The organism is Streptomyces sp. NPDC058525 (assembly GCF_042719495.1).
Classification (GTDB): Bacteria; Actinomycetota; Actinomycetes; order Streptomycetales; family Streptomycetaceae; genus Streptomyces.
In genome coordinates this window covers 1-23,658 of record NZ_JBHXNP010000129.1, presented here as the reverse complement: position 1 = coordinate 23,658, position 23,658 = coordinate 1, and the positions used below count along the sequence as shown (strand labels likewise).

Annotated in this window: 18 protein-coding genes and 1 pseudogene; 9 read left to right on the top strand and 10 right to left on the bottom strand. The window is 71.3% G+C overall.

All coding sequences use genetic code 11. The features are described 5' to 3' along the window. The first annotated feature begins 221 nt into the window (after positions 1-221). Positions 222-878, top strand: a complete 657-nt coding sequence (locus ACFWP3_RS37475; RefSeq protein WP_030016698.1) for a superoxide dismutase — start codon at positions 222-224, stop codon at positions 876-878. A gap of 134 nt (positions 879-1,012) precedes the next feature. Here the strand turns inward: ACFWP3_RS37475 and ACFWP3_RS37470 are convergent, their stop codons facing one another. Further along, positions 1,013-1,660: a DsbA family protein gene (locus ACFWP3_RS37470; RefSeq protein WP_384230371.1), complete on the bottom strand. Its 648-nt coding sequence runs from the start codon at positions 1,658-1,660 to the stop codon at positions 1,013-1,015. A gap of 126 nt (positions 1,661-1,786) precedes the next feature. Between ACFWP3_RS37470 and pepN (ACFWP3_RS37465) the strand changes: the two genes are divergently transcribed. After that, positions 1,787-4,345, top strand: coding sequence for an aminopeptidase N (gene pepN, locus ACFWP3_RS37465; RefSeq protein WP_384230369.1), 2,559 nt, complete (start codon positions 1,787-1,789; stop codon positions 4,343-4,345). 336 nt (positions 4,346-4,681) lie between these two features. Continuing rightward, positions 4,682-5,641: a hypothetical protein gene (locus tag ACFWP3_RS37460; protein ID WP_384230367.1), complete on the top strand. Its 960-nt coding sequence runs from the start codon at positions 4,682-4,684 to the stop codon at positions 5,639-5,641. On the opposite strand, the gene ACFWP3_RS37455 is transcribed toward ACFWP3_RS37460, so the two are convergent. After that, positions 5,617-6,507, bottom strand: coding sequence for a pyridoxamine 5'-phosphate oxidase family protein (locus ACFWP3_RS37455; protein ID WP_384230365.1), 891 nt, complete (start codon positions 6,505-6,507; stop codon positions 5,617-5,619). The two genes, ACFWP3_RS37460 and ACFWP3_RS37455, sit on opposite strands and share 25 nt — an antisense overlap. Next, positions 6,507-6,965, bottom strand: coding sequence for a VOC family protein (locus ACFWP3_RS37450; RefSeq protein ID WP_384230363.1), 459 nt, complete (start codon positions 6,963-6,965; stop codon positions 6,507-6,509). The genes ACFWP3_RS37455 and ACFWP3_RS37450 overlap by 1 nt, the downstream gene beginning before the upstream one ends. Positions 6,966-7,091: 126 nt before the next feature. Here ACFWP3_RS37450 and ACFWP3_RS37445 point away from each other — a divergent pair, with 126 nt between their 5' ends. Together ACFWP3_RS37445 and ACFWP3_RS37440 are read left to right on the top strand one after the other, a co-directional pair. Beyond that, positions 7,092-7,652 (top strand): CGNR zinc finger domain-containing protein, encoded by a 561-nt coding sequence (locus ACFWP3_RS37445; RefSeq protein WP_384230361.1) that lies wholly within the window; start codon positions 7,092-7,094, stop codon positions 7,650-7,652. Positions 7,653-7,924: 272 nt separating this feature from the next. Beyond that, positions 7,925-11,248, top strand: a complete 3,324-nt coding sequence (locus ACFWP3_RS37440; protein WP_384230358.1) for a S8 family serine peptidase — start codon at positions 7,925-7,927, stop codon at positions 11,246-11,248. A gap of 88 nt (positions 11,249-11,336) precedes the next feature. Here the strand turns inward: ACFWP3_RS37440 and ACFWP3_RS37435 are convergent. Continuing rightward, positions 11,337-12,047: pseudogene (locus ACFWP3_RS37435) on the bottom strand (M28 family peptidase); the annotation flags it as partial. Between the two features lie 442 nt (positions 12,048-12,489). On the opposite strand from ACFWP3_RS37435, the gene ACFWP3_RS37430 reads away from it, so the two are divergent. Both ACFWP3_RS37430 and ACFWP3_RS37425 read left to right on the top strand, forming a co-directional pair. After that, positions 12,490-13,518, top strand: coding sequence for an aspartate-semialdehyde dehydrogenase (locus ACFWP3_RS37430; RefSeq protein WP_384230356.1), 1,029 nt, complete (start codon positions 12,490-12,492; stop codon positions 13,516-13,518). Positions 13,519-13,653: 135 nt separating this feature from the next. Further along, complete coding sequence (locus tag ACFWP3_RS37425) at positions 13,654-15,306, top strand: IS1182 family transposase (protein ID WP_384230354.1); 1,653 nt, start codon at positions 13,654-13,656, stop codon at positions 15,304-15,306. A gap of 67 nt (positions 15,307-15,373) precedes the next feature. Here the strand turns inward: ACFWP3_RS37425 and ACFWP3_RS37420 are convergent, their stop codons facing one another. Together ACFWP3_RS37420 and ACFWP3_RS37415 are read right to left on the bottom strand one after the other, a co-directional pair. After that, positions 15,374-15,700: a type II toxin-antitoxin system PemK/MazF family toxin gene (locus ACFWP3_RS37420; RefSeq protein ID WP_384230351.1), complete on the bottom strand. Its 327-nt coding sequence runs from the start codon at positions 15,698-15,700 to the stop codon at positions 15,374-15,376. Positions 15,701-15,707: 7 nt separating this feature from the next. Then, positions 15,708-15,938, bottom strand: coding sequence for a type II toxin-antitoxin system ParD family antitoxin (locus ACFWP3_RS37415; protein WP_384230349.1), 231 nt, complete (start codon positions 15,936-15,938; stop codon positions 15,708-15,710). A 132-nt stretch (positions 15,939-16,070) separates the two neighbouring features. On the opposite strand from ACFWP3_RS37415, the gene pepN (ACFWP3_RS37410) reads away from it, so the two are divergent. Continuing rightward, on the top strand, positions 16,071-18,653 hold the full coding sequence (pepN, locus tag ACFWP3_RS37410; RefSeq protein ID WP_384230347.1) for an aminopeptidase N: 2,583 nt from the start codon (positions 16,071-16,073) through the stop codon (positions 18,651-18,653). 164 nt (positions 18,654-18,817) lie between these two features. Here the strand turns inward: pepN (ACFWP3_RS37410) and ACFWP3_RS37405 are convergent, their stop codons facing one another. Genes ACFWP3_RS37405 through ACFWP3_RS37390 form a run of 4 tightly spaced genes read right to left on the bottom strand, consistent with a single transcriptional unit; the run spans position 18,818 to position 22,940 of the window. Then, entirely contained in the window at positions 18,818-19,717 is a 900-nt protein-coding gene (locus ACFWP3_RS37405; protein ID WP_384230344.1) for a LysR family transcriptional regulator, read from the bottom strand. Positions 19,718-19,727: 10 nt separating this feature from the next. Continuing rightward, complete coding sequence (locus tag ACFWP3_RS37400; RefSeq protein WP_384230341.1) at positions 19,728-20,645, bottom strand: DMT family transporter; 918 nt, start codon at positions 20,643-20,645, stop codon at positions 19,728-19,730. A 50-nt stretch (positions 20,646-20,695) separates the two neighbouring features. Then, positions 20,696-21,628 (bottom strand): EamA family transporter, encoded by a 933-nt coding sequence (locus tag ACFWP3_RS37395; protein ID WP_384230339.1) that lies wholly within the window; start codon positions 21,626-21,628, stop codon positions 20,696-20,698. Between the two features lie 28 nt (positions 21,629-21,656). Then, on the bottom strand, positions 21,657-22,940 hold the full coding sequence (locus ACFWP3_RS37390; RefSeq protein WP_384230337.1) for an MFS transporter: 1,284 nt from the start codon (positions 22,938-22,940) through the stop codon (positions 21,657-21,659). 105 nt (positions 22,941-23,045) lie between these two features. Here ACFWP3_RS37390 and ACFWP3_RS37385 point away from each other — a divergent pair, with 105 nt between their 5' ends. Then, positions 23,046-23,546: a MarR family winged helix-turn-helix transcriptional regulator gene (locus tag ACFWP3_RS37385; protein WP_384230335.1), complete on the top strand. Its 501-nt coding sequence runs from the start codon at positions 23,046-23,048 to the stop codon at positions 23,544-23,546. Positions 23,547-23,658: the final 112 nt, after the last annotated feature.

Below are 23,658 nucleotides of genomic sequence, written 5' to 3'. Positions count from 1 at the left end.
GGCGGCGCCGTGGGGGGTGCCCCCGCCCCGCGCCCCGCCCCGGCGCGGGGGGGGCGACACCGCGCGGGGGGCGCCGCGCGCGCCCGCGGGCCCCCCGCCTCGTTCGCACGCCTCTGAACTCAGGTAACCCTTACGTGTGACCAGGAATAGATACTGCTAGCGTGCAGTTGCGCATTGATTGCAGTAAGCAGTTGGCACGCTGAGGGGACCGGATAAACACGATGGCCATCTACACGCTTCCTGAGCTTCCGTACGACTACGCGGCGCTGGAGCCGGTGATCAACCCGCAGATCATCGAGCTGCACCACGACAAGCACCACGCGGCTTACGTGACGGGCGCCAACAACACGCTGGAGCAGCTGGCGGAGGCGCGCGACAAGGAGAACTGGGGCGCGCTCAACGGCCTCGAGAAGAACCTCGCGTTCCACCTCTCCGGCCACATCCTGCACAGCATCTACTGGCACAACATGGCCAGCCCGAAGACCGGCGAGGGCGGCGGCGAGCCCACCGCGGCCGACGGCCTGGGCGACCTGGCCGACGCGATCACCGAGTCCTTCGGCTCGTTCGCGAAGTTCAAGAAGCAGCTGACCTTCGCCTCCTCCGCCACCCAGGGCTCCGGCTGGGGCGTGCTCGCGTACGAGCCCGTCAGCGGCCGCCTGGTCGTCGAGCAGGTCTACGACCACCAGGGCAACGTCGGCGTGGCCAGCACCCCGATCCTGGTCTTCGACGCCTGGGAGCACGCCTTCTACCTTCAGTACAAGAACCAGAAGGTGGACTTCATCGAGGCGATGTGGAACGTCGTCAACTGGCAGGACGTGTCCAAGCGCTACGCCGACGCCAAGGCGAACACCCCGCTGCTGATCCCCGCCAAGGGCTGATCGCACCACCGAGCCCGTCCGCCTCGTGATCGTCTTCTCAACCTTCACCGGCGGGCGTGTCCAGCAGAAGACCCCCGTGAGGACGTGACTCGCGGGGGTCTTCTGTGTGCGCCGGTACGGACTACCGGTACGGACTACTCGAAGGACGGGCCCTTCGTACGGGTGCGCTTGATCTCGTAGAAGCCGGGGATCGAGGCGACCATCAGCGTGCCGTCCCACAGCCGGGCCGCGGCCTCGCCGCGCGGGGCCGGGGTGACGACGGGGCCGAAGAAGGCCACGTCCTCGCCGTCGGCGCCGGGCACCGAGATCACCGGGGTGCCGACCTCCTGGCCGACCCGGTCGATGCCGTCGTTGTGGGAGGCGCGCAGCACCTCGTCGTACTCGTCGGAGTCGGCGTACGCCAGCAGCTCGGCCGGCAGCGCGAGCGCCGCCAGCGCCTCGGCGATCACCTCGCGGGTGGCGCCCTTGCCCTCGTTGTGGATACGGGTGCCGAGCTCGGTGTAGAGCTTGCCGGTGATCTCGTCACCGAACTTCTGCTGGGCCGCGACGACCACGCGCACCGGCGCCCAGCCCTTGGGGCCGAGCAGCTCCCGGTAGTGCTCGGGCAGTTCGTCGAGCTTGTTCTCGTTCAGGACGGCCAGGCTCATCACGTGCCAGCGGACCTCGACGTCGCGGACCTTCTCGACCTCGAGCATCCACCGGGACGTCATCCAGGCCCAGGGGCAGAGCGGGTCGAACCAGAAATCGACCGGGGTCTTCTCGCGCACCTGGGTGTCGGACATGTTTCTCCTCGCATCGCTCACGGCGTCGTTCGTGGTGTCCCCCTGACCAACCAGCGCGCGTTCGCACGCATTCCCCCCATGGGAGGATTCGATCGAAGGAACCCGACCACGCACGAAGGAGTGCACGTGCCCGGAGAGAATCTGTCCCGCGACGAGGCCCGCGAGAGGGCCGAACTGCTGTCCGTCGACGGGTACGAGGTGGTCCTCGACGTGAGGTCCGCGGTGGACGAGGCCGAACCGGCCGAGGGCCCCCGGACCTTCCGCTCGGTGACCACGATCCGCTTCCGGGCCGCCGCCCCCGGCTCCGCCACCTTCGCGGACCTGATCGCCCCCTCCGTGAACACCGTGACCCTCAACGGGCGCGCGCTGGACGTCGCCGCCGTCTTCGACGGGGCCCGGATCGCCCTGGACGGCCTGGCCTCCGAGAACGTGCTGGTGGTCGACGCGAACTGCGCGTACAGCCGCACGGGCGAGGGCCTGCACCGCTTCGTGGACCCGGAGGACGGCGAGGTCTACCTCTACACCCAGTACGAGCCGGCGGACGCCCGGCGGGTGTACGCGAACTTCGAGCAGCCGGACCTGAAGGCGCCCTACCGCTTCGAGGTGTCCGCGCCCGAGGGCTGGCAGGTGTGGAGCAACGGCGCGGAGGAGTCCCGGGAGGCGGGGGTCTGGCGGTTCGCCGAGACCGCGCCGATCTCCACGTACATCACCTGCGTGGTCGCGGGCCCGTACCACTATGTGACCGACTCCTACACCCGCGGGGACCTGACGATCCCGCTCGGCGCGATGTGCCGCAAGGGGCTCGCCAAGCACTTCGACGCGGACGACGTGTTCCTGGTCACCAAGCAGGGCTTCGACCTCTTCCACGAGATCTTCGACTACCCGTACCCCTTCGGGAAGTACGACCAGGCCTTCGTGCCGGAGTACAACCTGGGCGCGATGGAGAACCCGGGGATGGTGACCTTCCGCGAGGAGTACATCTACCGCGGCAAGGTCACGCAGGCCTCGTACGAGCGGCGCTCGAACACGATCCTGCACGAGATGGCTCACATGTGGTTCGGCGACCTGGTCACCATGAAGTGGTGGGACGACCTGTGGCTGAAGGAGTCCTTCGCGGACTTCATGGGCTCCTTCGCGCTGGTCGAGGCCACCCGCTTCGACCAGGCGTGGGTCACCTTCGCCAACAACCGCAAGGCGTGGGCCTACCGCGCCGACCAGCTGCCGTCCACGCACCCGATCACGGCCGACATCCGTGACCTGGAGGACGCGAAGCTGAACTTCGACGGGATCACCTACGCCAAGGGCGCGGCGGTGCTCAAGCAGCTGGTGGCCTACGTGGGGCGGGACGCGTTCCTGGAGGGCGCGCGCCGCTACTTCAAGGCGAACGCGTACGGGAACACGACGCTGGACGACCTGCTGTCGGTGCTCGCGGAGGTCTCCGGGCGGGACATGGCCGAATGGTCGCGGGCCTGGCTCCAGACGGCGGGCGTGAACGTGCTGACCCCGGTGGTGACCTGCGACGCGGGCGGGCGGGTGACCGAGCTCGCGGTGCTGCAGGAGGGCGACGAGCTGCGGCCGCACCGGGTCGCGGTCGGCCTGTACCGGCTGGAGTCCGACGGCACGCTGGTGCGCTACGCGCGGGCCGGGACGGACGTGTCGGGCGCGCGGACCGTGGTCACGGAGCTGGCGGGCCGGGAGCGGCCGGACCTGGTGCTGGTCAACGACGAGGACCTCACCTACTGCAAGGTCCGCTTCGACGAGGGCTCGCTGACCACGCTGCGGGCGCACCTGGGCGACCTGACGGATCCGCTCGCGCGGGCGCTGAGCTGGTCGGCGCTGTGGAACCTGACGCGGGACGGGCTGATGCCCGCGCGGGACTTCATCTCGCTGGTCCTGGCGCACGCGGGCCGGGAGTCGGACGTCGGCGTGCTGCAGATGCTGCACGCGCAGGCGCTGACCGCGATCACCCACTACACGGCGCCCGGCCGGCGCGAGCAGGGCGGCCGGGAGCTGGCGGCGGGCGCGCTGCACGAACTGCGGCTGGCGGAGCCGGGGTCGGAGCACCAGCTGACCTGGGCCCGCTTCTTCGCGGCGAGCGCGGCGACCGAGGGCGACTTCCAGCTGCTGCTGGGGCTACTGGAGGGCTCCGCCCGGATCGACGGGCTGGAGGTGGACCAGGAGCTGCGCTGGGACTTCCTGCTTCCGCTGACCGCGCACGGGGCGGTGGACGAGGGCGCGCTCAGCGCGGAACTGGCGCGGGACGACACGGCGTCGGGCAAGCGGCACCAGGTGCGGTGCCTGGCGGCCCGGCCGTCGGCGGCGGTCAAGGACCAGGCGTGGGCGGCGGTGGTCGAGTCGGACGCGCTGTCGAACGCGCTGGTCGAGGCGACGATCGCCGGTATGCAGCAGCCTTCGCAGCGGGAGCTGCTGGCGGCTTACGCGGAGCCGTACTTCGAGGTCATCGAGCGGGTGTGGGCGGACCGGTCGATCCAGATCGGCATGGACGTGGTGAGGGGCCTGTACCCGTCGCTGTCCGACCCGGAGTCGACCCTGGCCGCCACGGACGCGTGGCTGTCGGCGCATGCCGGGGCGGCGCCTGCGCTGCGCCGGCTGGTCCTGGAGTCCCGCGACGACCTGGCCCGCGCCGTTCGCGCCCAGCACTGCGACGAGGCTTCGGACCGCTAGCCCCCGGCTCCGCCGTCAGGGGCTCCGCCCCCGAACCCTCCCCCAGACTCCGTCCGGGGGGACCCCCAGCGCCTCAAACGCCGGCGGGGCTGAATTTGCCGGCGTCGCCTCGGCGGGGCTGGATTGCCCGGAGGGCAATTCCAGCCTCGCCGGCGTTTGAGGCGCGGGGTCTGGGGCGGAGCCCCAGCAGCGGCGGGGCGGCCGAACACAGAGCCCGCACACCGGCGGAGCCCATCGGCAGTCGAACGTCCGTACTTTAGCCCCGGCTTGTCCCGATTTGCCGACGGGCATGTAACAGGGGTTAGCAAGGCCATGGCCTGAGGGAATCACCGCGTCATGAACCACAACGCACCCCTCCCCCTCGCCCACCTCACCGGCAGCCGCCCCCGCGTGCTGACCCTGGCCCAGCTCCGCGAGCACGGCGTCACCGCCTCCGACGCCGCCGAGCGGCCCTGGCAGCAGATCCTGCCCGGGGTGTTCCTGCTCCACTCGGGCCCCGCGACCAGCGAGGAGCGGCTGCACGCCGCGCTGCTGTACGCGGGCCGGCGCGGCGGCGAGGCCATGATCACGGGGCTCGCGGCGCTCGCCCTGTACCGGTTCGGCTCCGCGCCCGCGCTGCTCGGGCTCTCCCACATCGACGTACTCGTGCCCGGCACCCGGCGGCTGCGCTCGACCGGCGACGTGCGGATCGTGCGCTCGCACACCCCGCCCCGGTCCCAGGAGGTGACCGGCCTGCCGGTGGCCCCGGTCGCGCGGGCCGTCGCCGACGCCGTGGCCCAGCTCGACGACGCCGGCACCGTACGCCGCCTGCTCAGCGAAGCCGTCCGCGGCGGGCACTGCGAACCGGCCGCCGTGGTACGGGAGCTGACGGTGGCCCGGCTGCTGAACCGGCCGCACGTGGTCGACGCCGTCGAGTCGCTGCTCGCGGAGGGCCGCGCCATCGCCGAGGACCGGCTCTACCACCTCGTACGGGGCTACGACCTGCCCGAGCCCGTCTGGAACGTGGACCTGCGCCTGCCCGGCGGCCCGCACCTCGGCGGGGTCGACGCGTTCTGGCCCGAGCACTCCGTCGCCGTGGAGATCGACACCCGGGCCCCGCGCCAGGGCGAGGACGAGCAGTGGTCCGAGTGCGTCCGCAAGCGGGAGACCCTGGAGCGGCTCGGGGTGACCGTCATCCACATCACCCCGCGCAAGCTCCGCGACTGGCCCGAGCAGCAGGCCGCGGTGGTGCGGACCGCGCTGACGGCGTCCGGCGACCGCGAACCCGCCTCCTACCTGGTGGTGCTCCCCAGGTGAGGCGAGTACTCCGGGGCGCTCCACCGCAGCCGCCCCGGATGCAGGCTCTCCACCACCGACTCCACGCTGAAGCGCACGCACCGCTCCCCGTCGGCCCCGAACTCGGTCCGCGCCCAGCCGCTGAGCTGGAGCAGCGCCCCGCTCTCCCAGTCCGGGAAGAGCAGCCCGGCCCGCGGGTCGGCCGCCAGGTTCCCCAGGGTGAGGAACATGGCGTTGCCCGCGTAGTCCGGCCAGCTCAGCTCCCCCGGCGAGGCCACTTCCACGAAGCCCGGCAGCCCGCCCCGGTGGCTGGCGTCGGCCCCGTCGGCCTCCGCCGTGGTGGCGACGAAGAAGGTGTCGGCGGCGCGGACGGCCCGCTCCTGGTCGGGGGTGAGCGCGTCCCCGCGCCGCACGACACCGGCTCCTTCTGCGGCGAGGTCCAGCGGCTGCCGCTTCTGCAAGTACTTCGGACAGTTGGCGAAGACCTGTTCGGCGTGGACGGCGAACCCCCTGCCGGTCACCTCGAGGGTCCCGTTCAGCCGCATCCTGCGCCGGGTGCGCGGATCGAGCGCGATGGTGCCGACCCGGGTCCCGGCGGTGGCCAGGGCCCGCTCGAGCGGGTCGCCGTCCGGTAGTCCGCCGGCGACCGTGATCCGGTCCGGCCCGGTGGCCCGTACGAAACCGGGCGCCCCCGTGAGCAGCGAGGCCCACATCCGCCCCGCTTCGTCGGCGGCGCCGACGACCAGGTGGGGCTGGAGGCCGAGGAACGCGGCGGCGACGTCCCGGATGCCGGTGCCGATCGAGCGGCCGACGTGCTCGGCCGCGTCCCGTACGCCGACCCGTTCCTGCACGGCCAGCGGGCCCCAGTGGTAGGCGCCGGTACTCATTAGAAGAATCCGCAGGTAGGAGCCCCTGTGACGGGGGCGGGTGCGCCTTCGGCTCCGGTCGGTACGGAGATCTCCAGGCGGGTGCCGTCGGGGTCGTGGAAGAAGATGCCGCCGGAGGCCTCGCCCTCGCCGTGGGCGACGACGCCCTCGTACGCGAACTCCACGCCCAGCGCCCGCAGCCGCTCCTCGTACTCCCGCACCTCCTCGACGGCGCCGGCCGACAGCGCCAGGTGGTGCAGTCCGGCTGCGGCCGGGGCGAAGGGCCCGTCGGCCTGCTGCCACAGGGTGAGGACGAGCTCGCCGTCCTGGCCGAGGAAGGCGGAGCGGCGGCCCTCCTCCTTGCCCTCGCCCAGCACCTGGAAGCCGAGGGCGTCCCGGTAGAAGGCGAGTGACCGGTCGAGGTCGGTGACGTTCAGACCCACGTGCCCGGTGCGGAGCTTGCTGATGACGCTCGTCATGGAAGTGCCTTCCCCAGAGGTGTTTCTCTAACCGTCTAGTTTCACTTTAAAGGTTAGGCGGGAGGAGGTCAACCGGTCACGTACCCTTGAGGGGTTAGCGACGGGGTAGCGGGAAGGTTCGGAGACATGACGGCGGCGGACCCACGACCCCTGACCGGGGAGCCGGTCGCCCTGGACCTGCTGAACACCCGCTGGGCCGGCGACGGCGGACCGCTCGACCTCTTCGCGGGAGCCGCCGGGCTGTCCCGGGTCGAAGGGCTCGCGGTCTGGCTGGAGAGCACCGGCCTGGCCGGCCGCTTCCGCGCGGACGCCTCGACCCTCGTCCACCTGCTGACCGCCCGCGAGGCCCTGGCCCGCGCGGTGGCAGACCCCGCCGACGAGAGCGCGCGGGCCCTGGTCGACGCGGTGCTGGAGCACGGCCGGATCCGGCCCACCCTGACCGCCGAAGGCCCGGGCGAGCGGGCCGAGTTCGACGACCGGACCTGGGGTCCGGCCTGGACGGCCGCCCGGAACTACCTGGAGTTGCTGGAGTCCGCACCCGACCGGATCCGCAAGTGCGCCTCCGAGAGCTGCGTCCTGCACTTCCACGACGTCTCGCGCAACGGCACCCGCCGCTGGTGCTCGATGGCCGCATGCGGAAACCGGGCGAAAGCCTCTCGTCATTACGCGCGCACGCGCGAGCGCTGAAACCCCGAAAGTTGTCACACCCGATCCGGCGCCGGACCCTGCTCCGCCCCTGAGGCGCCGTCGGAAAGTCTACAAATCCACTTCCCAGCCCGTTGGGTCATCCCGGTCTGTCCCGGTACGGCCGCGCTGGCGCATGCTCCGCACTGGCGAGAGTCCGCCATGGCAGGTCTCGGTCAATGACAACTCTCCCCAAAGACCTTGCTCTTGCGCAAAGCTGACCGGTCATCCGGCACCGAATTCCGGACCATTTCTTCCACTGACCAGGGATGCAGATGACCCTCGAATCCCCCAGCTCCATACCCGGGGCCAGACGCGCCGTGCGCGTCGCGGCCGCGGCCGGCCTGGTGGCCGCCCTCGTGGCCACCGGCTCCGCGCCCGTGTTCGCCGCCACCGGCACCGACACCCCGGGCGCCAAGCCGGCCGTGAAGTCCGCCGACCAGAAGCTCGGTTCGGCCGACGCCGAGCTGCTCCAGGCGGCCAAGACCAAGGGTGACGCGACCGTCACCGTCATGGTCGCGACCGCCCCCGGCCAGACCAAGCAGGTGGCCGACCAGCTCGACGCCGTCCAGGGCGCCTCGGTGGGCCAGACGTACGACAAGCTCGGCTATGTCCGCGCCACCCTGCCCACCGGCAAGGCGGACGCCGCGCTGAAGGCGGCCGCCAAGCTGTCCTCGGTGCACGGCATCGACCTGCGGCACGAGATCCAGCTGCCGGACCCGCGGCCCGACGCCCACAGCGCCTCGGGCGCGGGCAAGAAGAACGCGGCCGAGGCGTACCCGGCGCCGGACAAGAACACCCCGGCGAAGAACCCGTACAACCCGTCCTTCGAGACCGGTGCGGTGGACTTCGTCGCGAACAACCCGCAGGCCGACGGCCGTGGCGTGACCATCGGCATCATGGACTCAGGCGTCGACCTCGGTCACCCGGCCCTGCAGCAGACCACCACCGGCGAGCGCAAGATCGTCGACTGGGTCACCGCGACCGACCCGATCACCGACGGCGACGGCACCTGGCGCGCCCAGATCACCCCGGTCACCACCGCGGCCGGCGCCTTCTCCGCGGGCGGCCAGAGCTGGAAGGCCCCCGAGGGCAGCTTCCAGTGGAGCCGCTTCAGCGAGTCGATCACCGCCAACGGCGACATGAAGGGCGACGTCAACCGGGACGGGGACACCACCGACCGGTTCGGCATGCTCTACGACGTCGCCGCCGGCACCGTCCGCGTCGACACCGACCAGGACGGCGACTTCACGAACAACGAGCCGATGAAGCCGTACAAGGACGGCTACCAGATCGGCTACTTCGGCACGGAGAACGCGGCGACCGAGGTCGCCGACCGCATCCCCTTCGTGATCGAGATCCGCAAGGACGTCCCGATGGACCCGCTGGGTGGTGACTGGGTCGGCAAGAAGGCCGACTTCGTCAACATCGGCATCATCGAGTCCGAGCACGGCACGCACGTCGCGGGCATCACCGCCGCCAACAGCCTCTTCGGCGGCAAGATGAACGGCGAGGCGCCCGGCGCCAAGCTCGTCTCCTCGCGCGCCTGCTCCTGGTCCGGCGGCTGCACCAACATCGCGCTGACCGAGGGCATGATCGACCTCGTCGTGAACCGCGGCGTCGACATCGTCAACATGTCGATCGGCGGCCTCCCGGCGCTGAACGACGGCAACAACGCGCGTTCCGAGCTCTACAAGAACCTCATCGACACCTACGGTGTCCAGCTCGTCATCTCGGCGGGCAACGAGGGCCCCGGCGTCAACACCATCGGCGACCCCAGCCTCGCGGACAAGGTCATCTCCGTGGGTGCCGCGGTCTCCAAGGAGACCTGGGCCGCCAACTACGGCTCCGGCGTGGCGAAGAAGTACAACATGTTCCCCTTCTCCTCGCGCGGTCCGCGTGAGGACGGCGGGTTCACGCCGACCATCACCGCCCCCGGCGCGGCCATCAACACCATCCAGACCTGGCTGCCCGGCGCCCCGGTCAAGGAGGCCGGCTACACGCTCCCGGCCGGCTACGGCATGCTCCAGGGCACCTCGATGTCCTCGCCGCAGGCGGCGGGCGCCAGCGCCCTGCTGATCTCGGCCGCCAAGCAGGCCAACATCAAGCTGACCCCGGCGAGCCTGCGCGTGGCGCTCACCAGCACCGCGAAGAAGATCGACGACGTCCCGGCGCACGCCCAGGGCTCGGGTCTGATCAACGTCGTCGACGCGTGGGAGTCCATCCAGGGCGACGCGAAGGCCAACGAGTTCACCGTCAAGGCGCCGGTCGACACCGCGATCGACCAGTTCCTGAAGACCCCGGGCTTCGGCACCGGCCTGTACGACCGCGAGGGTGGTCTCAAGGTCGGCCAGAAGAAGGTCTACAACGTCGTCGTCACCCGCACCACGGGCGTCAAGTACGGCACCCGGCACGACCTGAGCTGGCGCAACAACGACGGCACCTTCAAGGTCATCGGCGGCTACGACTACGTCACCCTGCCGCTGAACAAGCCCGTCACCATCAAGGTCGAGGCCAACGCCAAGTCGGGCGGCGTCCACAGCGGCATCCTGCAGCTGGACGACGCGACCACCGAGGGCATCGACAAGCAGATCCTGGCCACGGTCGTCGCCGCCGCTCCGCTGGCGAAGCCGTCGTTCACCCTGTCGGACACCTCCTCCGTGCAGCGCAACAGCCACAAGTCGTACTTCGTGACCGTCCCGGCGGGCGCGAAGACCCTCGAGGTCGCCCTCGGCGGTCTCGCGGCGGGCAGCCAGACGCGCTTCATCTCGATCCACCCGTACGGTCTGGGCGTCGAGAACAGCGCGACCACCCAGTGCTACCCGAACTACGACAACCCGGCCAACACCTGCCGCCCCGACCTGCGCTCGTACGCCGACCCGCAGCCGGGCGTCTGGGAGATCGAGGTCGAGTCGCGCCGTACGTCACCGCTGCTCGACAACCCGTTCAAGCTGGACGTCTCCGTGCTCGGCGCGGCCTTCGACCCCGCGGTCAAGGTCCTGCCCGAGGTCAAGCAGGGCACCCCGGCCCCGGTCCAGTGGACCGTGAAGAACGACGCCGCGGCCATCTCGGGCGGCAAGCTCAAGGGCGGCCCGCTCGGCTCGGCGAAGGTCGCCAAGCCGACCATCGCCAACGGTGAGACCCACACCACCGAGGTCACGATCGGCGAGGGCGTCTCCCGCCTCGACATCGCGATCGGCAAGGTGTCCGACACCGGCGCCGACCTCGACCTCGACGTCTACAAGGACGGCATCAAGGTCGGCTCCTCCGCCGACGGCGACTCCGAGGAGAGCGTCAGCCTGGTGAACCCGGGCGCGGGCACCTACACCATCGAGGTGTTCGGCTACGCCGTCCCGTCCGGCTCCACCACGTACGACTACCGCGACGTGTACTTCTCGGCCGGTCTGGGCTCCGTCCAGGTCGACGAGAGCGCCGCGGTGAACCTCGCCAACGGCGCCTCCGCGGCGGTCTCGGCGAACGTCCTGGTCAGCGCCGCCGCCCCCGAGGGCCGGCAGTTCTTCGGCCAGGTCCAGCTGCTGAACGCCCGCGGCACCGCCGCCGGCACGGGCAGCGTGCAGATCGAGAAGGTCCTCCCGTAACCCGGTAGGAACCACGACACCGGAGGGGCAGTGCTCGTCGTGACGAGCACTGCCCCTCCGGGCGTTTCCCCCGTGTCCCCCCGGGTGGTCAGCCCTTCAGGGAGCTCAGGTCCTGGGCGTAGGTGCCCACCGCGTGGGCGATGACGTCCAGGTTGGTGTCGAAGACCTTCAGGTCCAGGTTCCTCAGGTCGTCGCCCGCCCCGTGGTAGTTCGGGTCGTACGGGGCGCCCGCGGTGCCGCCGTGGCGCTTGGCCTGCTCGGCGGTCTTGATGCCCTCGGCGCCGGTGAAGGTGCCGCCGGCCGGGATGCCGTTCGCGATGAACGGGCCGTAGTCGGAGCGGCCGTCGAAGTCGCTGCCCTCGTGCGGCTTGCGCTTCTTGTCGAGGAAGCCGTTGATCAGCGCCTCGATCTGCGCCGAGCCGGCCGGGCCCGCGCCCGCGCCGGTCTTGTCGGAGTCGTCGCCGTCGTAGACGAACTGCACCGGGTTCGGCGAGGCGATCATGTCGAAGTTGAGGTAGAGCGCGATGTTCTTCTTCTGCCGCTCGGACAGCTGCGCCACGTAGTGCTCGGAGCCCAGCAGGCCCAGCTCCTCCGCCGACCACCAGGCGAACCGGACCTTGTTGGCGGGCCCCTTGCCCTTCTTGTTGGCGCCCTCCTCCGCGAGCCCCAGCGCCACCTCCAGCGCGCGAGGGCGATCGGGGCGGTCAGCCCGCCCGCCGGGGTGGACTTGGTGAAGGTGAACGCGGCGGTGGCCGGCTCGCGGCCCTGCGCACCCCCGCTGCCGAGGACGAAGGTCTTCTCCGTCTTCGTGCGCGCCTCGTGGAGGGCCGTGACCTCCTCCACGAGCTCCTTGGCGAGCCGGCCCTCGCGCGGGTGGGCCGCGGCCGGTGTGGCGGTGAGCAGGACGGGTGCGGCGACGGCGGCGGCCGCGAGGGCGGCGAGCGCCGGTATGGACCGGCGGCGGTGGCGGATGGCGCGCACAGTGGATCTCCCCGAGTCGGATGGGTCGCAATACGGTCGGCCATGTCCGGATACCGGTCATGGCAGATCGGACGCTAACCGGCTCCGACCGGGCAAAACGGATGTTCAGGGGCCTTGCAACACGCGCGCCACGGACTCGTCACACGGGTTCACATCCAGGACACCGTCCGTTCCTCGGACAATGGATTGGACAAGGCTCGTGGGGTCGAACGCATGATGGCTTCACGCGCGCCCGCGTCGTACGTACTGAAGGAGTCACCGTGAGGGTCGGAATCGTCGGAGCCACCGGACAGGTCGGCGGAGTCATGCGCGGCATCCTCGCCGAGCGGAAGTTCCCGGTGGACGAGCTGCGGCTGTTCGCCTCGGCCCGTTCGGCGGGCTCGACCCTAGAGTGGGAGGGCCGGGAGATCACCATCGAGGACGCCTCCACGGCCGACTACTCCGGTCTGGACATCGTGCTCTTCTCCGCGGGCGGCGCCACCTCCAAGGCCCTCGCCGAGAAGGTCGCCGCGCAGGGCGCCGTCGTGATCGACAACTCCTCCGCCTGGCGCAAGGACCCCGAGGTCCCCCTCGTCGTCTCCGAGGTCAACCCGCACGCGATCAAGAACCGCCCCAAGGGCATCATCGCGAACCCGAACTGCACCACCATGGCCGCGATGCCGGTGCTGCGCCCGCTGCACGACGAGGCCGGCCTGTCCGCGCTGATCGCCACCACCTACCAGGCCGTGTCCGGGTCGGGCCTGGCCGGTGTCGCCGAGCTGCGCACCCAGGCCTGCGCGGTCTCCGAGGCCGCCGACCAGCTGACCTTCGACGGCGGCGCGGTGGACTTCCCGGAGCCGGCCGTCTACAAGCGGCCCATCGCCTACAACGTCGTACCGCTCGCGGGCTCGATCGTCGACGACGGCTCCTTCGAGACCGACGAGGAGCAGAAGCTCCGCAACGAGTCCCGCAAGATCCTGGAGATCCCGGAGCTCAAGGTCTCGGGCACCTGCGTGCGCGTGCCGGTCTTCTCCGGCCACTCCCTCCAGATCAACGCCCGCTTCGACCGCCCGATCAGCGTCGAGCGCGCCTACGAGCTGCTGAAGGACGCCCCGGGCGTCGAGCTGTCGGAGATCCCGACCCCGCTCCAGGCCGCCGGCCGCGACGCCTCGTACGTGGGCCGCATCCGCGTCGACGAGACCGTCGAGAACGGCCTCGCGCTGTTCCTGTCGAACGACAACCTGCGCAAGGGCGCGGCGCTGAACGCGGTCCAGATCGCCGAGCTCGTGGCCGAGGAGCTGCGCGGCTGATCCCGCCTGCCCGCACGCGCCCGAGGGGCGGCACCGCGCCGGACACCGTTGGCGAATGTCCTTTGCGACGTGACGTCGGTCTGTTCCACCGCGTTGGTGGGGCAGACCGACGTTGTGTTTGGGGTGGGGTTGACGGTGTCGTTGCGTCCTGGGGTACCGGCGGGCGTGCCGGAGGAGACGGCAAGGGTGGCTCGTGCGGCCTTTCCGAAGGGCTGTCTGGCTGTTCGTGTGCGGGACGTTCTCGGCCCGGTCTTCACAGACGGGGAGTTCGCGGGCCTGTTCTCCGACCGGGGACGTCCGGCGGCATCGCCGGGCAGGCTGGCGATGATCTCGGTGTTGCAGTTCGCCGAGGGCCTTTCAGACCGGCAGGCCGCGCACGCGGTGCGGTCGAGGATCGACTGGAAGTACGCCCTGGGACTGGAGCTGACCGATCCTGGCTGCGACTTCTCCGTGCTCAGCGAGTTCCGTGACAGGCTCATCGCCGGTGGTATCGAGGCCCGGGTGCTCGATGCGGTCCTGGAGAACGCCTCGGCCGCCGGGCTGCTCAAGGCCGGCGGCCGACAGCGAAGTGACGCCACACACGTCCTGGCCGCGGTGCGGGATCTGAACCGGCTGGAGTCCGTGGTCGAGACAATGCGGGCCGCGCTGAACGCTCTGGCGGTGGCCGTTCCGCAGTGGCTGGCCGTCCGAACGCCACCGGAGTGGTTCGACCGCTACTCCGCCCGCCCGGAGGACACCAAGTTCCCCAGCCGGTGGGCCGCCCGCGTCGGACATGCCGAACAGGTCGGCCAGGACGGCATGACTCTCCTGACCTCCGTCTGGTCCACCGATGCGCCTGCCTGGCTGCGGGAGCTTCCCGCAGTGGAGTTCCTGCGGCAGATGTGGGTGCAGGAATACCAGGTCAGCGATGGTGAAGTGAGCTGGCGGAACTGCAAGGACTGCCCGCCCGGACGGTTACGGGTCCGCTCGCCCTACGATCCGGACGCCCGCAACGGCGTCAAGCGTGACAGGGCCTGGTGCGGCTACAAAGTCCACCTGACCGAGACCTGCGAGCCCGATGCCCCGCACCTGATCACCGAGGTGGTGACCACCACCGCCGCCGTCACCGATTTCGAGGTCACCGACAAGATCCACGACGGCCTCGCCCGGCGGAAGCTCATCCCGGACGTTCACCTGGTCGACGCGGGCTACGTCGACGCCGCGCACCTGGTGGCCGCCCGCCGCGACCACGACATCGAACTGGTCGGACCAGTCAAGCCGAACACGGGATGGCAGGCCGCCGCGAACAACGGCTACACCATCGACGACTTCACCATCGACTGGGACAACAAGCGTGTGACCTGCCCCAACGGCAAGATGACCACCCAGTGGCAGCACGACCGGCGACGCACCGAAGGCCCGGTGATCCGGGCAAGATTCTCACCCGCCGACTGCCGCCCCTGCCCCTCCCGCGACCAGTGCACCCGCGGCGTCGCCTCCATGGGGCGCGAGATCACTCTGCGACACCGCGACGAACACGAAGCACTACGCACAGCCAGACGAGACCAGCAGACCGTGCAGTGGCAGAAACGCTACGGGCACCGCGCTGGCATCGAAGGCACCATCGCCCAAGGAGTCCGCGCCTTCGGCCTGCGCAAGTCCCGCTACCGAGGCCACCCCAAGACCCGCCTCCAACACGTACTGACCGCTGCCGGAATGAACCTCGCCCGCCTCGACGCATGGCTCACCGGCACCCCACTCGCCCCCACCCGCACCTCACACTTCGCAGCACTCAGCCCCACCGGGTAATCCCGGTGGGGCTGAATGAAGGGCATTCGCCAACGGTGTCCGCGCCGGTGCCGCCCCTCGGGCGTGTCTAAAGCCCCAGCTGCTGGCGCAGCGCCCGGTCGATCTCCTTCAGCGCCTGCGCCGGCACGGTGCCGATCCGCCGCCCGAACCGCGAGAGGTCGAGAGCCCGGATCTGTTCGCACTGCGCCTTGGAGTCCATGTTGAGGCCGCAGTCCTCCGCGGACAGGAGCACCTGGAACGTACGGACGTGCGCAACGTTCGACGTCACCGGCACCACGGCCAGAACACCACGCCCGGCACGATCCGCCATCCGGTTCGCGGCGTCGTTGGTCACGAGAACCGCAGGGCGCGTCTTGTTCGCTTCGCTGCCGACCGTCGGCTCAAGATCGACCAAGTAGATGTCACCGCGCCTCATCGACGATCCCGTCTCCCGCCGTGCGGTCCCAGAGTTCCGCATCCCCGCTCTCGTACCACTCGTCCCAGGCTTCGAGGTACTCCTTCTCCAGTGCGGACTCGCGCAGCAACTGGATCGCGGCGTGTATGACGGCCGATCTGGATTCGGCCTCGACCTCGGCGGCGTACCGATCGACGAACGCAACGTCCTCCTGCGGAAGACTCACACTAATCTTCATACCTGCAAGGCTACCCTCAGTGCCACCATGAGCGCCACCTTGAGGCCTGTTCGCCTCTGGATTACTCCGACCCCTTGGCTCCGCTGCCGTGGAAGGATGGGCCGGAACGTCACCATCGAAGGAGATGACCGCGTGCCAGGCACGAATCTCACCCGTGAAGAGGCCCAGCGGCGGGCAAAGCTGCTCACCGTCGACTCGTACGAGATCGAATTGGATCTCAGCGGCGCGCAGGAGGGCGGTACCTACCCCTCCGTGACCACCGTGCGCTTCCAGTCGGCAGAGGCCGGGGCCGAGACCTTCATCGACCTGGTCGCCCCGGCCGTGCACGAGGTCGTCCTGAACGGCAAGTCGCTGGACGTCGCCGCCGTGTTCCGGGACTCGCGCATCGCACTGCACCACCTGGCGGCCGGGGCCAACGAGCTCCGGGTCGTCGCGGACTGCGCGTACACCAACACCGGCGAGGGCCTGCACCGGTTCGTCGACCCCGTGGACCAGCAGGCCTACCTGTACACCCAGTTCGAGGTGCCGGACGCCCGGCGGGTCTTCGCCAGCTTCGAGCAGCCCGACCTGAAGGCCACGTTCCAGTTCACCGTGACGGCCCCCGAGGGCTGGACGGTCATCTCGAACTCGCCGACCCCCGAGCCCAAGGACCGGGTGTGGGCCTTCGAGCCCACCCCGCGCATCTCCTCGTACATCACCGCGCTGATCGTCGGCCCGTACCACGCGGTGCACAGCTCCTACGAGGGCGCGGACGGGCAGTCGGTGCCGCTGAGCATCTACTGCCGGCCCTCGCTCGCCGAGTTCCTCGACGCGGACGCGATCTTCGAGGTCACCCGGCAGGGCTTCGACTGGTTCCAGGAGAAGTTCGCCTACGCCTACCCCTTCGCCAAGTACGACCAGCTCTTCGTCCCGGAGTTCAACGCGGGCGCCATGGAGAACGCGGGCGCGGTCACCATCCGCGACCAGTACGTCTTCCGCTCGAAGGTGACGGACGCGGCGTACGAGGTGCGCGCGGAGACCATCCTCCACGAGCTCGCCCACATGTGGTTCGGCGACCTCGTCACCATGGAGTGGTGGAACGACCTGTGGCTGAACGAGTCGTTCGCCACCTACACCTCGATCGCCTGCCAGGCGTACGCCGAGGGCTCGAAGTGGCCGCACGCGTGGACCACGTTCGCCAACTCCATGAAGACCTGGGCGTACCGGCAGGACCAGCTGCCGTCCACGCACCCGATCATGGCGGACATCCGCGACCTGGACGACGTCCTCGTCAACTTCGACGGGATCACGTACGCCAAGGGCGCCTCGGTGCTCAAGCAGCTCGTGGCCTACGTCGGCATGGACGCCTTCTTCAAGGGCGTGCAGGCGTACTTCAAGGCGCACGCCTTCGGCAACACGCGCCTGTCCGACCTGCTGGGCGCCCTGGAGGAGACCTCGGGCCGCGACCTGACCGCCTGGTCGAAGGCGTGGCTGGAGACCGCGGGCATCAACATCCTGCGCCCCGAGATCGAGACGGACGCGAGCGGTGCGATCACCGCGTTCGCGATCCGCCAGGAGGCCCCGGCGCTCCCGGCGGGCGCCAAGGGCGAGCCGGTACTGCGCCCGCACCGCATCGCGGTCGGCCTGTACGAGCTCCAGGGCGGCGCCCTCGTGCGCACCGACCGGATCGAGCTGGACATCGACGGCGCGCTGACGGCGGTGCCGGAGCTGGTGGGCCGCGCCCGCCCGACCGTCGTGCTGCTGAACGACGACGACCTGTCGTACGCGAAGGTCCGCTTGGACGAGGTCTCCCTCGCCAACGTCACCGCGCACCTGGGCGACTTCGCGGAGTCCCTGCCGCGGGCGCTGTGCTGGGCCTCGGCCTGGGACATGACGCGGGACGGCGAGCTGGCCACCCGCGACTACCTCGCGCTGGTGCTGTCGGGCATCGGCAAGGAGTCCGACATCGGCGTCGTCCAGACGCTCCAGCGCCAGGTGAAGCTGGCCGTCGACCTGTACGCCGACCCGGCGTGGCGCGAGGAGGGCCTGGCGGTCTGGACCGGGGCCGCGCTGGAGCACCTGCGTGCGGCCGCTCCGGGCAGCGACCACCAGCTGGCGTGGGCGCGCAGCTTCGCGGCCACGGCCCGTACCGAGGAGCAGCTGGCGTACCTGTCGGCGCTGCTGGACGGCTCGGCCGTGCTCGACGGCCTGGCCGTCGACACGGAGCTGCGCTGGACGTTCCTGGAGCGGCTGGTCGCGACGGGCGTCGCCGGTGAGCCGGCCGTCGAGGCCGAGCTGAAGCGGGACTCCACGGCGGCCGGCGAGCGCCACGCGGCGACCTGCCGGGCGGCGCGCCCGACGGCGGAGGCCAAGGCCGAGGCGTGGGCCTCCGTGGTCGAGGCCGACGACCTGCCGAACGCGGTGCAGGAGGCCGTGATCGGGGGCTTCGTGCAGGCCGACCAGCGCGAGTTGCTGGCGCCGTACGGTGAGAAGTACTTCTCGGTGGTCAAGCGGATCTGGGAGACGCGCAGCCACGAGATCGCCCAGCAGATCGCGGTGGGCCTGTACCCGGCGCTGGCGGTGTCCCCGGCCACGCTGGCGGCGACGGACGCCTGGCTCGCCTCGGCCGAACCGAACGCGGCCCTGCGCCGCCTGGTCTCGGAGTCCCGCGCGGGCGTCGAGCGCGCCCTGAAGGCCCAGGCGGCCGACGCGGCCGCCGCTGCCGCTCAGGTCTAAGAGCCTCCGGGCCGCGCCCGCACCCGCGGATGCCGGAGGGGCTGAGCTCCAGCCCCTCCGGCGTTTGAGGAGCGGGGTCTGGGGCGGAGCCCCAGGAAACGGAGAGAGGGCGGGGCGGGGAGACGGCTCCGCGCAGCGGCGTCCCGAACCCCCTCGGCCCGTGGTCAGGGCCTGGCGGCGACGGCGCGGAGCGCGGTCAGGACGTGGGCCACCGCCGGCGCGGCCTCGGCGCCGCGTCGGACCGCCGCGATCACGTGCCGGGTCGGCCGGTCCAGCTCCAGCACGCGGACCACCACCCCCGAGGCCCGGCTCGACACCATGCGCGGGACCAGCGCGACGCCCATCCCCGCCTCCACCATCGCGAGGATCGCCGTCCAGCCGGAGGCGGAGTGGGCCTGTTCCGGTACGAAGCCCGCCGCCTCGCACGCGCCCCGCGCGATCTCCGACCACGGGCCGCTGCCCCCGTAGATCCACGGGTCTCCGGACAGGTCGGCCAGCCGCAGCCGCGGCGCGGCCGCCAGCGGGTGGCCCGGCGGGAGCGCCACGTCCAGCGGGTCCTCCAGCAGCGTGAGCCGGGTGAACCGGGCGTCGCGCGCGGTCGGCGCGTGCGCGGCCAGCGACAGCGCCAGGTCCACGCCCCCGGCCGACAGCAGCTCGTACGACTCCGCGGCCTCCGTCTCCCGGACCCGGACCTCCACCCCCGGGTGGGTCAGCCGCAGCGCGGCCACGGCCGGTACGACCAGTGCGGGCACGGCGGTGGAGAAGGCGCCGACCCGCACCTCACCGGCGTCCCCGGCCAGGTACCCGGCCAGTTCCGCGTCCGCCTGCTCCAGCTGCGCGAACACCGCCTCCGCGTGCCGCAGTACGAGGTGCGCGGCGTCCGTGAGCCGGACCCGGCGGCCCTGTGCCTCCAGCAGCGCCACCCCCAGCTGCCGGGAGAGGTTCGTCAGCTGCTGCGAAACGGCCGAGGGCGTCATGTGCAGCGCCTCGGCCGTCGCGGTCACGGTGCCCTGTTCGGCGAGGGTCCGCAGGATCCGCAGCTTCTTGATGTCCCACTCGGTCATGGCACCGAACCTACCGCCGCGACCCCAGCGCGACGCCGCCCAGGATCAGGGCCATGCAGAGCAGCTGCGCCGGTCCGGTCCGCTCGCCCAGCAGCAGCAGGCCGAGGCCCGCGACGCACACCGGCTGGAGGTAGTAGACGACTCCGGCGCGGGCGGCGCCGATGACCGAGATCGCCTTGTTCCAGGCGAAGAAGGCGACGGCCGAGGAGAACACCCCGACGTACAGCAGCGGTCCGGCGGTGCCGGCGGTGACCTCGAAGCCGCCCTGGACGGCGACGGAGACCGCGTAGGCGGGGGCCAGCATCAGCGCGCCGAGCACGAAGGTGGTGATCAGGAAGGCCAGGCCGCCCAGTTCGGCGGGCTTGCGCTTGAGCAGGGCGCTGTAGCTGGCGAAGGAGAGGGCCGCGCCGAACATCCACAGGTCGCCGGCGCCGAAGGCGAAGCCGAGGGAGCCGTCTCCGACGAGCAGCAGCACGCCGAAGGCGGCCAGCAGCAGTCCGAAGGTCCGCCGGGCGCCGAGCCGTTCGCCGCCCAGCCGGGCGTAGAGCGCCATGATGACCGGCGAAGCGGCCATGATCATGCCCATGTTGGAGGCGGAGGTGGTCAGTCCGGCCTGGTGCACGAGGGTGTTGTAGAGGGCGACGCCGAACAGCGTGGCGAGGGAGACGAATCCGAGGTGCTTGCGGATCAGGGCCCGCTGCTGCCAGGCCTGCCGGGCGGCGAAGGGGGCGACCGCGAGGGTGGCGATGATCCAGCGCCAGAAGACGGCCTGGACAGGCGGGACGGTGTCGGCCATGCCCCGGGTGGCGACGAAGCTGCCGGACCAGACGACCGTCGCGAGCAGGGCGAGGAGCACGCCGAGTCCGGCGGCGCCCTTCGTTCCCGCGGTGGTGGGCTTGCCCTGTGCGACGGTGCGGACGCGGTCCATGACGGCCACTGTGTGTCTCCCCCTCGGGGTCGGATCCTGTGCGGTGGGACCTACCGTCGCACCTGCCTATCGCTCAGGTCCATCGAAATGTTTCGATCGATCTGTTCAGTTGAACTGAATGGTTGGGGGGTGCGGGCGACCGCGAGCTGGCCCGCCACCGTGGCCCCGAAGGCGATCGCCATGCCCACCAGCTGTACGGGGGTCAGCGCCTGCCCGAGCGCGGCCCAGCCGATGACGGCGGCGGTGAGCGGCGAGAGCGGGCCGAGCAGGGTGACGGAGGTGGCGCTGAGCTTGCCGATCCCGCGGAACCAGAGCCAGTACGCGATGCCGGTGTTGATCAGCATCATGTAGCCGTAGCCGAGCAGGGCCCTGCCGTCGAGCGCGGGCGGCGCCCCTTCGACGAGGGCGGCGACGGGGATGATGACCAGCCCGCCGGCGGTGAGCTGCCAGCCGGTCATGGCCAGCGGGCCGACGCCCTCGGGGCGGCCCCACCGCTTGGTCATGACGGTGCCCGCGCCCATGGAGGCGGAGGAGACCACTCCGGCGATGATCCCGACCAGGTCGAGCCCGGCCTCGGCGGTGAGGACGACCATGCTCACGCCGAAGGCGCCCACGACGGCGGCGAGCACGGTGCGCAGGCTCGCCCGCTCGCCGAGGACCAGGGCGGCGAGTCCCACGACGAACAGGGGTCCGGCGGCGCCCAGTACGGCCGCGACGCCGCCGGGCAGCCGGTAGGCGGACAGGAACAGCAGCGGGAAGAAGGCGCCGATGTTGAGGGTGCCGAGGACGGCGGACTTCCACCACCAGGCGCCGGTGGGGAGCGTACGGGCCAGGGCGGTCAGCAGCAGCCCCGCGGGCAGGGCCCGCATCACCCCGGTGAACAGGGGCCGGTCGGGCGGCAGCAGTTCGGTGGCGACGGCGTAGGTCGAACCCCAGGAGACGGGGGCGAGGGCGGTCAGGGCGACGGTGGCGAGGCGCTTCATGGCAGGTGGCTCCTCGGGAGGGGAGGGTTCAGGCGGCGGTGGGTGCGAGCGGGCCGCGCGGCGCCGGCGCCGCGGCCGGCGGCTCGGCGTGCACGGCGTGCGCGGGCAGGTGCCGCTCCAGCCGGAGCAGCGCGAGGGCGGCGCCGAGCGCGGCGGCGGTCAGCACGGCCCAGGGCAGCCGCCCGTCGACCGAGAGCAGGGCGGTGAACAGGGCCGGGGCCAGCGCCGTGGCCAGCGAGTACGAGAGCTGGTAGGTGGCCAGGTAGCGGCCGCGGACGGCTTCGGGGGCGGCCGAGACCGACAGGGCGCCGCCGAAGGGGCTGTGCACGAGTTCGCCGAGGGTGTAGACGACGACGATGGCCAGCAGGGCGACGAGGGTGGCGGTCTGCCCGGGGCGCAGGGTCCCGAGCACGATCTGCCCGGCGAAGGCGGCGGCGAAGAGCAGGGCGCCGAGGGCCGCGGAGCGGGTGCGGCGGGCACCGGAGCGGCGGACCCGGGCGGCGATCAGGACGCCGACGCCCGCGCAGAGCGCGGTGTTGACGGTGAAGGCGGCTCCGGTGAGGGAGTCGGGGGCCGCCAGCCAGGTGGAGAGGTAGAGGGGGAAGAGGACGGAGAGGGCGGCGTAGCCCAGTGCGGTGAGGAAGTTGGCGGCGGTGAGCCCGAGGAAGGGCCGGTCCCTCAGGACGGTCCGGTAGCCGGCGGGCGACTGCGGGGCCGGGCCCTCGGCGAGGGGTGCGGCGGCGGCGCGCAGCGGGCGCACCCGGCTGACGAGCAGTCCGGCGAGGGCGAAGGCCAGCGCGTTGCCCCAGGCGGTGTGGGTGAATCCGCCGGTCCCCCACAGCCCCAGCACCCCGGAGACGAGCAGGGCGCCCGCGCCCATCCCGGCGTTCTGCAGGGCCCGGGTGGAGGCCTGGAGCCGGTCGCGGGCGGAGCCCTGCGCGACCTCGCCGATCAGGGACTGCTGGACGACGCCGAAGGACCGGTCGGCGAGGGCGGTGACGAGGGCGACCGCGGCGAAGGCGGGCAGGGAGCCGGCGAAGGGGTAGAGGGCGAAGCCGGCCGCCCGTATCGCGTAGAGCACCAGGTTGACCTTCTTGGCGCCGAACCGGTCCACGGCGGTGCCCGCCAGCGGCATGAAGACCAGTCCGGCGACCCCGGTGACGGTCAGGACCAGGCCGACCAGGGTGAAGGAGAGGCCGGTGACGTGGTGGAAGAAGACGAGCGAGAACGGCACGTACATGCCGATCCCGACCGCGCTGATCCCGATGCCGAGGAGCAGGGACCGCTCCCCCTCCACCCGTGCTTCCTTCATGGTTCCCCCCGAGAAGTTCACTTGCTCGGAAGTAGCTTATCGCTAAGCTACTTTCCGTCAAGCAACTTTCTTGCGAACGACCGAGTGGAACCCGATACTCCAGCCATGAAGGAAGAACAGGCCGAGAAGGACGCCGTCGACGCCATCACCGACCAGTGGTACGCGGTGCGCCCCGAGCTCGACACGGCCCCCATGGCGGTCTTCGGACGCATCTACCGGATCACCAAGTCCATGGGCGACGCGATGGAGCGGACCTACTCCCGCTTCGGCATCTCGCGCGGGGAGTTCGACGTCATCGCCACGCTGCGCCGCTCGGGCGCCCCGTACACCCTCTCGCCGCGCCAGCTGTCGGCCACGCTCATGCTCACCACGGGCGGGATGACGGGACGGCTGGACAAGCTGGAGAAGGCGGGGCTGCTGTGCCGCAGGCCCGACCCGCACGACCGGCGCGGCCTCCAGGTCACGATCACCGACCGGGGCCTCGCGCTGATCGACGAGGCCGTCACCGCAGGCCTGGAGGTGCAGCGCGCCGCGCTGCGGGGGCTGAGCGAAGAGGAGACCGCGGTCCTCACCGGCCTGCTCCGCAAGCTGCTGGCCGGGGTCTGAGGACACGGCAGGGCGCCTGCCGGGGTCTGAGGACACGGCAGGGCGCCTGCCGGGGTCTGAGGACACGGCAGGGCGCCTGCCGGGGTCTGAGGACACGGCAGGGCGCCGAGGG

Excerpts from the sequence above, each read along its gene's own strand:
- ACFWP3_RS37475 (WP_030016698.1), top strand. The coding sequence starts at position 222 with ATGGCCATCTACACGCTTCCTGAGCTTCCGTACGACTACGCGGCGCTG.
- ACFWP3_RS37470 (WP_384230371.1), bottom strand. The coding sequence starts at position 1,660 with ATGTCCGACACCCAGGTGCGCGAGAAGACCCCGGTCGATTTCTGGTTC.
- ACFWP3_RS37460 (WP_384230367.1), top strand. The coding sequence starts at position 4,682 with ATGAACCACAACGCACCCCTCCCCCTCGCCCACCTCACCGGCAGCCGC.
- ACFWP3_RS37455 (WP_384230365.1), bottom strand. The coding sequence starts at position 6,507 with ATGAGTACCGGCGCCTACCACTGGGGCCCGCTGGCCGTGCAGGAACGG.
- ACFWP3_RS37450 (WP_384230363.1), bottom strand. The coding sequence starts at position 6,965 with ATGACGAGCGTCATCAGCAAGCTCCGCACCGGGCACGTGGGTCTGAAC.
- ACFWP3_RS37445 (WP_384230361.1), top strand. The coding sequence starts at position 7,092 with ATGACGGCGGCGGACCCACGACCCCTGACCGGGGAGCCGGTCGCCCTG.
- ACFWP3_RS37440 (WP_384230358.1), top strand. The coding sequence starts at position 7,925 with ATGACCCTCGAATCCCCCAGCTCCATACCCGGGGCCAGACGCGCCGTG.
- ACFWP3_RS37415 (WP_384230349.1), bottom strand. The coding sequence starts at position 15,938 with ATGAAGATTAGTGTGAGTCTTCCGCAGGAGGACGTTGCGTTCGTCGAT.
- ACFWP3_RS37405 (WP_384230344.1), bottom strand. The coding sequence starts at position 19,717 with ATGACCGAGTGGGACATCAAGAAGCTGCGGATCCTGCGGACCCTCGCC.
- ACFWP3_RS37400 (WP_384230341.1), bottom strand. The coding sequence starts at position 20,645 with ATGGACCGCGTCCGCACCGTCGCACAGGGCAAGCCCACCACCGCGGGA.
- ACFWP3_RS37395 (WP_384230339.1), bottom strand. The coding sequence starts at position 21,628 with ATGAAGCGCCTCGCCACCGTCGCCCTGACCGCCCTCGCCCCCGTCTCC.
- ACFWP3_RS37390 (WP_384230337.1), bottom strand. The coding sequence starts at position 22,940 with ATGAAGGAAGCACGGGTGGAGGGGGAGCGGTCCCTGCTCCTCGGCATC.
- ACFWP3_RS37385 (WP_384230335.1), top strand. The coding sequence starts at position 23,046 with ATGAAGGAAGAACAGGCCGAGAAGGACGCCGTCGACGCCATCACCGAC.